Here is an 11,521-nt window from a genome sequence, read left to right as displayed (position 1 = left end):
CCTCAGGCGGCCTTCACGGCGCCCGGCAGGACGTGGCGGGGCCCGGTGTCCATGATCCGCCCGACCAGCCGGTTGACATTGTCAAGACCGTCCAGCAGCCCCGGGACGATCACATCCGAGGGCCGGTTCTGCTGCGGCAGTTGCCGTAACGCCGTCGCCATCCGGTCAACGTCGCGGACCCCGTCGTCTTCCAGCATGGTCAGGAGGCCGGCCTCCTGGGCCTGGCAGGCGCGAATGAACTGTTCGCGGCGCGGCACGGTCCGCGGCACCAGCAAGGCCCGCTTGTCGAACGACAGAACCTCGCAAAAAGTGTTGTAGCCGCCCATCGCAACAACCGCTTCGGCGCCCGAAATGAGATGCTCGAACGCCGCATCGAAGGTCGTGACGCTGACATCGTGCAGGGCGGCGGCGCGCTGCTGGAATTCGGCCTGCTTGTCGGCTTGCATGAACGGACCGGTCACGATGACGGCGCGCAACGGCATGGTCCGGCGCTGTTCGTAGACGCGCAGCACCCAATCGACCAGCGCTTCGCCGTCGCCGCCGCCACCGGGCGTCACCAGGATGTACGGATCTTCGAGTTGCGACGGGTCTGCGGGTCCGCCGGTCGGAAGGTCCCGATGCAGATAGCCGGTATAGACCATCTTGCGCCGAACGGATTTCGGCACCCGCAGCCCGGCGAGCGGGTCGCAGATCTGCGGCAGGCCGTAAACCCAGATCGAATCGTAGTATTTCGAGAGGGCGGGGACGGCGTTCTTGCGTTCCCATTCCGGCTGCAGCAGTTCCGGTTCGTCGATAACGTCGCGCAGTCCGAGGACCAGGGGCGTGCGGCGTTCCTTGAGAAAGGCCAGCGTTTCCTCGATCTCGCCGCGCAGGCCCAGCGGCTCCTTGTCGACCAGAAACATGTGCGGTGCGAAAACTTCGGCGGTGTGCCGGATGATCGACTCGCGGATCGCCAGGGTCTGCTGCAGGCCGATATGGAGGTTCAGCGCGGTATATTCGCCGTTGCGCAGCTTGATGACGCCGGGAACCCGCACGAAATCGACGCGCGAACGGAAATCGAAACTGCCGATGATCGGCGATCCGGATAGGATCAGGACCGAAAGGTTGCTGCGATGCTCGACCAGCGCGTGGGCGATGGCGCGGCAGCGGCGCAGATGCCCGAGGCCGAAACTGTCATGGCTGTAGATCAGGATGCGGAAACCGTCTCCGAGCGCGTCCGCCGGCAGGCTTTCGGAAGCCCCGGCCTCCCGGAGGGCCGGACTGCACTCGGCTCGCGCTGTCTTGTCTGCCGCCATCGCCGCTCCGATCGGCTGGACCCCCTGGGCAGTGGCGGCCGCATTCCCGCCATTCGTCCCGGCGCCACGGATTCCGTATCGCCAGTCCGCCTTGCCCTGAATTATGGTGTCAGAACCGGACGCTAGGTTCAATGTCGGTATCCATGCGCATTTTTGCCAGTCCTGACGCGGCTTTCGCCGCGGTTCTTCCGGCCTGATGGCGGATTCTGCGACCGCAGGCGCTGGCGCCGGCCGGCTACCGGGGCGCGAGACCCCCGGCTATCAGCCGAACGTGCCGCTGGAGCCGAGCATCTTCCGCTTCATCATGAAGTACAGCAAGCGGCAGCAGCTTGTTGTGCTTGCCCTGACCGTCGTTTCCTGGCCGATCATCTATCTGACACTGGAGTTGCCGAAAGCGATCATCGACCAGGCGATCGGGGCGAAAGGAGGCTGGGCGCGCGACGTTCTGGGCGCCGAAATGGAGCAGATCACCTTCCTGATGGCGCTCAGCTTCGGCTTCCTGTTCTTCGTCATCCTCAGCGGCGGCGTGAAATACGTGCTGAACGTCTACGCCGGCCGGCTGGGCGAGCAGATGCTCCGCCGCCTGCGCTACATGCTGTACTCGCGCATCCTTCGGTTTCCGCTGCCCCATTTCAAGAAAGTTTCCCAGGGCGAGATCATTCCGATGATCACCGCCGAGGTGGAGCCCGTCGGCGGCTATGTCGGCACGGCGACGTCGACGCCGCTGTATTTTGGCGGCCTGCTGCTGGTCTATCTGGGATTCATCTTTGCCCAGGACGTCTTTCTCGGCCTCGCCGCGACGGCGCTCTATCCGCTCCAGATCTACATCGTTCCAAAGCTGCAGAAGCGGGTCATCGCGCTCGGCAAGGCGCGGGTGCGGGAAGTGCGCGGCCTTGCCGACAATATCGGCGAATCGATCGCCGGCATTGCCGAAATCCATGCCAACGACGCCTCGCTCTTCGAGCGCGCCGGCATCGCCCGCCGGCTCGATCGCATCTACACAATCCGGTACGAAATTTTCCGCCGCAAGTTCGCCATCAAGTTCCTGAACAGCTTCATGGCGCAACTCACGCCGTTCTTCTTCTATGCGATCGGCGGCTACCTGGTGATAGCCGGCGACATGACCATCGGCGCGCTGACCGCCGTGCTGGCGGCGTACAAGGACCTCAGTTCGCCGTGGAAGGAACTGCTGAACTATTACCAGCTCCAGGCCGACATCAAGGTGAAGTATGAAGCGGTGGTCGAGCAGTTCGATCCGCCCGGCCTGTTCGACGAGTCCCTGCAGCTGACCGACGAAGCCGGCCCGGAGGCGATGGGCCGGACCCTCGAGGCTGCCGGCCTTGCTTATTCCGAAGACGGCCAGTCGAAAACCGTCGACGGCGTCACCTTCTCGGTCGATCTCGGCAAGCATACGGCGATCGTCGGCAGCGGCAGCAGCGGCCGGGACGAACTGGTGTTGCTGCTCGCCCGGCTGGTGAAAGGAACGGGCGGTCGCGTCGATCTGGCCGGCCGGCACCTGGACGATCTGCCCGAGCCCTTTACCGGCCGGAGGATGTCGTTCGCCGGACCGGTGCCCTATCTGTTCTCGACCGACCTGCGCGCAAATCTCGACTATGGCCTGCGCTACAGGCCGCTCCGGCCGACGGCCGAGACGGAGTCCGCCCGTTCGCAGCGCAACCGCTATGTCCGCGATGCGCATGCGGCAGCGAACATCGATGCCGATCCCGAGGCGGACTGGGTGGACTACGCCGCCGCCGGCGTTTCCGATCGCGAGACGCTGGACCGGAAATGCGTGGACATGCTGCGATTGGTCGATCTGGGCGACGACCTGTACCAGTTCGGCCTGCGCGGGACGATCGATCCGTCGGAGCGGCCCGATCTGGCCGAAGCGATGCTTGCGGCCCGGGCGGCCCTGCGTGCCAGACTGGACGAGACGCAACAGTCGGCTCTGGTCGAGCCGTTCGACCGGACACGCTACAACACCAATGCAACCCTTGCGGAAAACCTGCTGTTCGGCACACCGGCGGGCGCGGTTTTCGATATCGAGCGGCTGGCCGAGCATCCGTTTGTCCGGCAGGTGATCCACGAAGCGGATCTTGCCGACACGCTGCTCGAGGTCGGCCGGCAGCTCACCGAAACCATGGTGGAGATTTTTGCCGACCTGCCGCCGGGCCACGCCTTCTTCGACCAGTTCAGCTTCTTCGGCTCCGAAGAGATGCCGGAATACCAGCAGCTCCTCGCCAGAACGGCCGGGCAAACCGCGGCGGACATGCGCGAGGAAGACCGGTTCCGCCTGCGTTCGCTGCCGTTCAAGCTGATTCCCGCCCGTCATCGCCTGGGTCTGCTGAACGACGAAATCCAGGCCAAGGCACTGAAAGCGCGGGAAATCTTCGCCGCGACCCTGCCGGACACGCTGCGCGGCGAAGTCGAGTTCTTCGACCCCGACCGGTACAACCGGGCGGCGACCCTGCAGGACAACATCCTGTTCGGCAAGGTGTCCTACGGCGAAGCCAACGCCGCCGGCAAGCTGAGCGCCATGATCGGGGAGGTGCTCGATTCCCTGTCGCTCCGCGACGCCGTGATGGTGGCGGGGCTGGCCCACTCCGTGGGCGTAGCCGGCGCCCGGCTGTCGGCGGCCCAGCGGCAGAAGGTCAATATGGCTCGCGGCCTGATCAAGCGGCCCGACCTTTTCGTCGTCAACGAAGGCATCAGCAATCTCGACGGCGCCGCCCAGCGCCGCGTGCTCGACGCCGTTCTCGGCGAGATGAAGGGCCGTGGTGTGATCTGGTCGCTGCACAGGCCCGGCTTCGCGCGAAACTTCGACCATGTCATCGTGATGAAGAGCGGCCGGGTCGTCGAGCAGGGCAGTTTCGCCGAGCTCGACAGGGAGGGTTCGACGCTGCGGGAACTGCTGGAATCGGAATAGAATGCAGCGACGGCCGGCCGGCCGCGAAAAGTGCGCCCGACAGAGGGCCCGGAGGACGTAACGTGAGCCTGAACGAAGAAGTCGAGATTCTGCGCAACATTCCGATGTTCGCCAATATCGAATCGTCCAAACTGAAGCTCCTGGCCTTCACGAGCGAGCGTCACGCCTACAACGAAGGCGAATACCTGTTCCACGAGGGCGACGAAGGCGACAGCGCCTACATCATCGTGGAGGGCGAGGCCGACGTGATCATCGAGACCGACGACGGCCCGCTGACCGTGGCGCATTTCCGCAAGAACGCGCTGATCGGCGAAATCGCCATCCTGACCGACGTGCCGCGCACGGCGACGGTGAAGGCGACGACCCGGCTCGACGCGATGGTGATCTCAAAAGAGCTGTTTTTCCGCCTCGTCATGGAGTTTCCGCAGATCGCGGTGGAAATCATGCGCGAACTGGCCAAGCGTCTGGAGGCGACCAACGCCCGGATCCGGGAGCTGAGCGCTGCCTGACAGAAGGCGGCGGCGGCCGATGAGCCAAGCGGCGACGGAAAGCCGGCTCGAGCGCATGATCGCCCGGCTGGCTACGCAGCGGGTGCTGCTGGACTGGGCCGCCGAACGGGTTTCCGGCATCGACGGCCCGGTTCTCGAAATCGGCCTCGGCAAGGGCCGGACCTATAGCCATTTGCGGCGCCTGTTTCCCGGCCGGGACATCTGGGCGTTCGATTACGAGGTCCACGCGCCGGCGCACAGCCGGCCGGCGCCGGAGCGGATCCTGCTCGGCGATTTTCGCGAGACGCTGCCGGCCTGCTGGGCCGAAATCGAGGCGCCGCCGGCGCTTGCCCATGCCGATATCGGCACCGAGAGCCGCCGGGCCGATGCCGCGCTCGCCCGGTTCGTCGGCAGCATCATGGCGCAGCGGCTGGCGCCGGGTGGCATTCTGCTGGGCGACCGGGATATGAGCAGTCCCGGCCTTGTCTCGCTGGACCCCCCGGCCGTGGCGCTCCCCGAAGGGGTCTCGGCCTGGCCCTATTGCGTGTACCGGCGGTAACCGCGACACCGGCTCAACGGCGTGCAGCGACGATCAGGGAAATGAGCCGCCTGAATTCCCGGCGCAGGACGAACCTGTCGTTCCGGCAGAAATCGGACGTTCGCCCGGCGTCGCCAAGACACGAGAGGGCAAGGGATTCCAGCGCCGCCTGCGGGGCCATGCCCCGTTCGCCGATCAGGCCCAGGAAGCGCCGCATGAAAACGGTCATGTCCGCCTGATGGACGATGACCGTGTGCCATGCCGGCACCACGATAACGGCCTGATGGCCTAGGCCGAGCGCCCAGAAGCTGCCGGCCGGCAGCCCGGTATCCGGCGATGGCACCCACCACAGGTAACTGTGGCCGGCCCGCAAGCCGCCCATGCCGGTCCCGGTCGCTTCCGCCGCGATACGGTCGATCCAGGAACGGGGCAGAAGGCGCTTGCCGTTGACGACACCGCCGTCGAGAAAAAGCTGCCCGAACAGGGCAAGGTCGCGCCCGGACATGCGGAACATGGCTGCCCGATGTCTCGAGACCCGCGGCGAAGCGACATACGAAACGTCCGACGCCGCGTAATCCGCCATTCCGGCCGGAATGGCGACGCCGGCCGTGAACGCGGCTCCGATCGACAATCCCGTGCGCCCCTCGAAAATCGTCGTCAGGACGTTGTAGTCCCAGTTGTTATACGCCCATTTCGATCCCGGTTCGTTTTCGCCGATGCCGAGGCGGCGTGTCCTCTCTTCGCGCTGCCCCTGCTCGGCGGCGGCCCGGTGATTTATGCCCGAAACGCTCCGGATGAGATGCCGGACGGTCGCCTGCTTTTGCCGCGGCGAGAGGGGATCCGGCGAATCGTCGATGCCGAGTTGCGCCAGGGTCGCGTCGAGATCGATCCGTTTCGGGCCTTTGCCGGCATGTTGTCCGACAAGCGCGCTCAGCAGCGCCTTGCGAATCGAGTGCACATTGTATCGTTGCGAGGCATTGCCCAGCGACGCTACCGCCTTGCCGTGCGAAACGATCAGAAGCGTATCGGTGCTCAGGGTTTTCGCATACGCGACGACCTCGGCGAGGCCGGCCGCATCCCAGCCTGATCGGCGGATTTCCGGGGCGGTAGCGCGGTCCGTTCCGGAGCGCGGCGTCTCTTGGGCCTCTGCGGCGCCAAAGGCGGCGAAGATGATTGCCGAGGCGACCGAGAATGCTCTTGAGTTGCGCGCCATACGGGTTCCCGGTGCAGTAGCCGCTGCGGCGGCCGTCCGGCGGCATATGGGAGGGAGGCAGGGCCGCCGCAAGGCTGCCGCGCCGCGGTCGGACGGTCAGGCGTCCAATTCCACCAGCACCGGCGCGTGGTCGGACGCCTTTTCCCAATCCCGCGCATCGGCGATTACCCTGGCGTCGGCGACTTTCGGCGCCAGCGGCGGCGTCACCCAGATATGGTCGAGGCGCCGGCCCCGGTTCGAGGCGCGCCAGTCCCGGGCGCGGTAGCTCCACCAGGTAAACAGCGGTTCGGCCGGGTCGATTTTGGCGCGCACGGCATCGACCCATTCGTGGGCCGCCTGCATCCGCCCGAAATGCTCGACCTCGACGGGCGTGTGACTCACCACCTTCAGAAGCTGTTTGTGGGACCACACGTCGGTTTCCAGCGGCGCGACGTTCAGGTCGCCGACCAGGATGCGCGGCTTCGACGGGTCCTGTGCCGCCCACCAGCTGGCCTGTTCGGTCATGAACCGTAATTTGTGGGCGAATTTCGGGTTGATCTCCGGGTCCGGCTCGTCCCCGCCCGACGGCAGATAGACATTATGCAGCTCGATGCCGCCGGGCAGCGTCACTGACTGGTGGCGCGCATCGTCGATCTCGCACCAGTTATGCCGGGCGTGGCCGGCCAAGGGTACGCGCGAAAGGATCGCCACGCCGTGATAGGCCTTCATGCCGAAGATTTCGATATGCGCGAAGCCCATAGCGCGCAAGGCCTCCAGCGGAAACTTGCCGTCCTCGACCTTGGTTTCCTGCAGGCAGACCACGTCGGGGTCATCGGCCGCGACCAGCCGTTCGATCAGGTGAAGGCGGGGGCGGATGGAATTGATGTTCCAGGTGACGAGTTTCATGCCCGCAAGGTCGGCCAGAAAGCGATGGGGCGCCTATTCGGCCGCGGTCAGCAGGCCGCCGGCCGCATCCGCGCCGGCATAGGCCCGAACCGCAGCGCCGAACGCCTCGAACAGGGCACGGCTGTTATCGTCCGTGTCGTGGGTGATTTCGGGATGCCACTGCACGCCGAGAACGAAACCGGTGCTTTCCGGAAATTCGATCGCTTCGATCACTCCGTCGTCCGCCACGGCGTTGATCCGTGCGCCCGGCGCCGGCTCCCGGATCCCCTGCGCATGCAGCGTGTTCACGACGATCCTGTCGGCATCGATAATCCGGCGCAGCAGACCCTGCCCCGAAATGGCCACCGGGTGCTCGCGCGCCGACCGCACGCCCCTCGGCCGAGTCTTGTCCGACCGGTGATCCCGGTGGCCGGGCGCTTCGTGCAGTTTGCCGTAAAGGCTGCCGCCCATGGCGACGTTCAGTTCCTGTATGCCGCGGCAGATCGCGAGGACCGGAATGCCGCGGCGGACGGCACCGCGGATCAGCGGCAGGGTCGTCGCGTCCCGGTCCGGATCGTTCAGATCGCCCTCAAAGGGCTCGGCGCCATAATGATGGGGTTCGACGTTCGACGGGCTGCCGGTCAGCAGCAGGCCGTCAAGACGGTCGAGGATGCTGTCGATCGCGCCGTCCGGGAAATGCCGCGCCATGGCGGGCACCGCCAGCGGCACGCAGCCGGACGCCTCGAGGATCGCTTCCAGATTGCGCTGCATCACCCAGTGGACGACGAAGGTATCCTCCCAAGTGCGGCGGCAGGCGGAAACCCCGACGATCGGGACAAGTGCGGACGGAGGAACGGGGACGGTCATGGCGCGCACTATAGGCATCCGCGCCGCCGCGTAAAATGGTTCTTCGATCCGGGCTACCGGTCGCTACCGTGAGGCGCCGGCAGGCGCCCCGCGGGCAACGCAAACAGCGACGGATCGAGCGCGACGTCGAGTTGCGTTTCCGACAGGAAAACCTGCGTGAGCTCGCCCTGGGCATCGAGAACGGTCCAGCCGGACAGGTCGAGCGTGTCGCGGTCGAAGGCCAGGGTCATCCGGCCTTGGCGCGACGAATCCCGCCGAACGACCGTGACCAGAATCTCTCCTGCGGTCCGGTGAACCCGAATGACCCGGATGTCCCGGTCGAAGCGTATCTCGCTGCGGACGAGAATGCCGGCGGGCGTCGCGTTCAGCGGGAAATGCTGCGGTTCGCCATGCTTGCCCTGAATCACGATAAGCCACAGCCGGGACGTGAGAAGCACCAGATCCCGCCGGTCGAACTGAATCCGCATCTGTCCCGGCCGCTGGATGAAGATGTCGCCCCGGCTGATCCGGCCGCCGGGCGAAATCTGCCTGAACCGGGTGCGCAGCGTGCGGAAACTGTTGACCTTCGCTTCGATCCGCTTGAGGTCGGCGCGGTCCCGCGCGCTCAGCGGTCCCGGGTCCGGTGTCTGCGCGCCTGCGCCGGCCGTCAGGAGGAGCGCGGCGAGGCCGGCGCCGGCGAGACCCGGAATCGCGCGTGGCAATGTCATGTCGACCTCGAATGCGGCCGGGAAGGGAGGGCCGGGTATCCGGGCGGCGGGGACGCGTCAGGCGCCGATCAGGACTTCGCGCTTGCCGGCGTGATTGGCCGGGCTCACGACGCCGCGCTGCTCCATCTGTTCGACGAGCCGCGCCGCCCGGTTATACCCGATCTGAAGACGGCGCTGAATGAAGGAGGTGGAGCATTTCCCCTCCGTCATGACGATGTCCACGGCCTTGTTGTAGAGGTCGTCGCCGCCACTCTCGGCGCCGGCCGCTCCAGGTAGTCCGTCCTCTTCCTCTTCCTCGGTAATCTGGTCGAGATAGATCGGCTCGCCCTGCGTGCGCAGGTAGGCCACCACATCCTCGACCTCCTCGTCGCTGACGAAGGGGCCGTGCACGCGGGTGATGCGCCCGCCGCCCGCCATGTAGAGCATGTCGCCCTGGCCCAGCAGCTGCTCGGCACCCTGTTCGCCCAGAATGGTGCGGCTGTCGATCTTGGTCGTGACCTGGAAGGAGACGCGCGTCGGGAAGTTCGCCTTGATCGTCCCCGTGATGACATCAACCGACGGGCGCTGGGTCGCCATGATGAGGTGGATTCCGGCGGCGCGCGCCATCTGGGCGAGGCGCTGGACCGCGCCCTCGATGTCCTTGCCGGCGACGAGCATGAGGTCGGCCATCTCGTCAACGATCACGACGATATAGGGCAGCGGGTCGAGGGGCATCTCCCGCGCTTCCACGACCGGCTGCCCGCTATCGTCGGTTCCGGTGCGGACGGTCTCGGTAACGGTCTCCCCGTTCTTGCGCGCTTCGGCGAGGCGCTGGTTGTAACTATCGATGTTGCGCACGCCCATTTTGGACATGGCGCGGTAGCGGTTTTCCATCTCCCGGACCGCCCAGCGCAGGGCGACGACGGCCTTTTTCGGGTCGGTCACCACCGGCGTCAGCAGCTGGGGAATGTCGTCGTAGATCGACAGTTCCAGCATTTTGGGGTCGATCATGATGAACTTGCACCGGTCGGGCGGCAGCCGGTAGAGCAGCGACAGGATCATGGTGTTGACCGCCACCGACTTGCCGGAACCGGTGGTGCCGGCGATCAGCAGGTGGGGCATCCTGGCCAGGTCGGCCAGAACCGGCGCGCCGCCAATATCCTTGCCCAGCGCCAGCGCCAGCTTGTGCGCCGACCGCTCGAAGCTGCGCGCCGCCATCATCTCGCGCAGATAGACCGTTTCCCGGTTCTGGTTCGGCAGTTCTATGCCGATCACGTTGCGGCCCGGCACCACGGCGACCCGGACGGACAGGGCACTCATCGACCGGGCGATATCGTCGGCGAGGTTGATCACCCGGGACGACTTCACGCCCGGCGCCGGCTCCAGCTCGTACAGGGTGACGACCGGCCCCGGCCTGACCTTGACGATCCGCCCCTTGATGCCGAAGTCCGCCAGGACGGTCTCCAGGTAGCGGGCATTCTGCTCCAGCGCCGTCGTGTCGAGATGGTCGCCGGCGCCCGGCGGCGGTTCCTGCAACAGGCTGAGCGCCGGAGTCTTGTACCGGCCCGGGTCCAGGTCCAGTTTCGGTTCGCGGGCTTCGCGCGCCCGGTCCCCCGGGGCCGGCGGCTTGGCCTTGTCCGCGATGAGCCTGGCGCCCTTCTTGAGGAACGGCGCCGCGCGTGCGCCCGCCCGTTTCGCGCCGCGCGCGGCGCTGGCAGCCTTCTTTTCTCCGGACTCCGATGCCGGTTCGCGCTTGCCGCGGCCCCGTTCGCCGCGTTTCCGGTCGCCGGCCCTGGCCTGTTCGCGCTTGACCTTGGACGCGAGGGGCCGCGCGGCGACTTCGGCCGCGGGGCTGATGTCCCGCTCATCGGGCCGCTCGTCGGGCGGCACGAAATCGGGCTCCGCCCGCGCAGGGCGCACGATCCGGGATTCGGTGCGGGCCCGCCGCCGGAGCAGAAGGCGGAAGGGCCAGAACAACGCCGCGCCGACCCGGCGCCATTCGCGCAGCGTCAGCCCCAGAATCGGCAACAGAACGACGATACCCAGCCCGAGAACGGCAAGGACGGCCGGCCAGCCCTGCGCCATGGCGCCGAACATGTCGCGCGCGGCAAGCGCCAGCGCCCGTCCGACCGCGCCGCCCGGCCCGGCATGGACCGGCCATCCCTGTGCCCCCGGAATGCCGGCAAAGGCCGCAACCAGAAGCAAAAGGGCCACGGGCAGCAGCAGCAGCCGCCAGCCGAAGGCGTCCAGGCGCACGCCGCTCGCCAGCCGGCCCGACCAGGCGGCGACCGCCAGCGCAAGAACGTAGCCGCCCAGCCCGATCGCCTGCAGCACCGCGTCGGCGACCCAGGCGCCGCCAATCCCCATGACGTTCCTGACCGGTGCGCCGGACTGCGTGTTCCAGGAAGAATCGGACGGCGCGTAGGACAACAGCGCTAACAGGAACGCGCCGGCAATCAGCGCCAGCGCAAATCCGCAGGCGCGCCGCCAGCTGCGCTTTAGCAGATCCTTCATTTCCGGCGGCAGGAAAGCCGATCTGGTTCCGCGCCGGGCCTGTGTGCCGGCCGGTGCGCGGACAGGCCGTTTCTTCGCCTGCCGGGACGAGGCTCTGCTTTTGCCGGACAGGGCGGCGGCGCGCGCCATG

Annotated in this window: 9 protein-coding genes; 3 read left to right on the top strand and 6 right to left on the bottom strand. The window is 66.8% G+C overall.

Features of this window, described 5'->3' with window-relative positions:
• Positions 1 to 2 precede the first annotated feature (2 nt).
• The gene (locus OXM58_06340; protein ID MDE0147973.1) at positions 3 to 1,295 is read right to left on the bottom strand and encodes a glycosyltransferase; all 1,293 of its coding nucleotides are present in this window, start codon (positions 1,293 to 1,295) and stop codon (positions 3 to 5) included.
• A gap of 196 nt (positions 1,296 to 1,491) precedes the next feature.
• Here OXM58_06340 and OXM58_06335 point away from each other — a divergent pair, with 196 nt between their 5' ends.
• The 3 genes from OXM58_06335 (at position 1,492) to OXM58_06325 (ending at position 5,268) form a co-directional block, all read left to right on the top strand.
• Positions 1,492 to 4,221, top strand: a complete 2,730-nt coding sequence (locus tag OXM58_06335; GenBank protein MDE0147972.1) for an ABC transporter transmembrane domain-containing protein — start codon at positions 1,492 to 1,494, stop codon at positions 4,219 to 4,221.
• A gap of 62 nt (positions 4,222 to 4,283) precedes the next feature.
• Complete coding sequence (locus OXM58_06330) at positions 4,284 to 4,730, top strand: cyclic nucleotide-binding domain-containing protein (GenBank protein ID MDE0147971.1); 447 nt, start codon at positions 4,284 to 4,286, stop codon at positions 4,728 to 4,730.
• A gap of 19 nt (positions 4,731 to 4,749) precedes the next feature.
• A complete protein-coding gene (locus tag OXM58_06325; GenBank protein ID MDE0147970.1) occupies positions 4,750 to 5,268 on the top strand; it encodes a hypothetical protein in 519 nt (172 codons plus the stop codon).
• 13 nt (positions 5,269 to 5,281) lie between these two features.
• On the opposite strand, the gene OXM58_06320 is transcribed toward OXM58_06325, so the two are convergent.
• The 5 genes from OXM58_06320 to OXM58_06300 form a co-directional block, all read right to left on the bottom strand.
• Complete coding sequence (locus OXM58_06320; protein MDE0147969.1) at positions 5,282 to 6,460, bottom strand: serine hydrolase; 1,179 nt, start codon at positions 6,458 to 6,460, stop codon at positions 5,282 to 5,284.
• Positions 6,461 to 6,556: 96 nt separating this feature from the next.
• Positions 6,557 to 7,345 carry an exodeoxyribonuclease III gene (locus OXM58_06315; GenBank protein ID MDE0147968.1) on the bottom strand — a complete coding sequence of 263 codons (789 nt, stop codon included), beginning with the start codon at positions 7,343 to 7,345 and terminating at the stop codon, positions 6,557 to 6,559.
• A 33-nt stretch (positions 7,346 to 7,378) separates the two neighbouring features.
• The gene (locus OXM58_06310) at positions 7,379 to 8,191 is read right to left on the bottom strand and encodes a gamma-glutamyl-gamma-aminobutyrate hydrolase family protein (GenBank protein ID MDE0147967.1); all 813 of its coding nucleotides are present in this window, start codon (positions 8,189 to 8,191) and stop codon (positions 7,379 to 7,381) included.
• Positions 8,192 to 8,244: 53 nt separating this feature from the next.
• Complete coding sequence (locus OXM58_06305) at positions 8,245 to 8,898, bottom strand: outer membrane lipoprotein carrier protein LolA (GenBank protein ID MDE0147966.1); 654 nt, start codon at positions 8,896 to 8,898, stop codon at positions 8,245 to 8,247.
• A gap of 57 nt (positions 8,899 to 8,955) precedes the next feature.
• Positions 8,956 to 11,391 carry a DNA translocase FtsK 4TM domain-containing protein gene (locus OXM58_06300; GenBank protein ID MDE0147965.1) on the bottom strand — a complete coding sequence of 812 codons (2,436 nt, stop codon included), beginning with the start codon at positions 11,389 to 11,391 and terminating at the stop codon, positions 8,956 to 8,958.
• Between the last annotated feature and the right edge of the window lie 130 nt (positions 11,392 to 11,521).

The sequence above is a fragment of the Rhodospirillaceae bacterium genome (assembly GCA_028819475.1).
Lineage (GTDB): Bacteria > Pseudomonadota > Alphaproteobacteria > Bin65 > Bin65 > Bin65.
Note: the sequence above shows the minus strand (reverse complement) of the source record. Positions and strands in the feature narration are given on the sequence as shown.

Excerpts from the sequence above, each read along its gene's own strand:
- OXM58_06340 (MDE0147973.1), bottom strand. The coding sequence starts at position 1,295 with ATGGCGGCAGACAAGACAGCGCGAGCCGAGTGCAGTCCGGCCCTCCGG.
- OXM58_06335 (MDE0147972.1), top strand. The coding sequence starts at position 1,492 with ATGGCGGATTCTGCGACCGCAGGCGCTGGCGCCGGCCGGCTACCGGGG.
- OXM58_06325 (MDE0147970.1), top strand. The coding sequence starts at position 4,750 with ATGAGCCAAGCGGCGACGGAAAGCCGGCTCGAGCGCATGATCGCCCGG.
- OXM58_06320 (MDE0147969.1), bottom strand. The coding sequence starts at position 6,460 with ATGGCGCGCAACTCAAGAGCATTCTCGGTCGCCTCGGCAATCATCTTC.
- OXM58_06315 (MDE0147968.1), bottom strand. The coding sequence starts at position 7,345 with ATGAAACTCGTCACCTGGAACATCAATTCCATCCGCCCCCGCCTTCAC.
- OXM58_06310 (MDE0147967.1), bottom strand. The coding sequence starts at position 8,191 with ATGACCGTCCCCGTTCCTCCGTCCGCACTTGTCCCGATCGTCGGGGTT.
- OXM58_06305 (MDE0147966.1), bottom strand. The coding sequence starts at position 8,898 with ATGACATTGCCACGCGCGATTCCGGGTCTCGCCGGCGCCGGCCTCGCC.
- OXM58_06300 (MDE0147965.1), bottom strand. The coding sequence starts at position 11,391 with ATGAAGGATCTGCTAAAGCGCAGCTGGCGGCGCGCCTGCGGATTTGCG.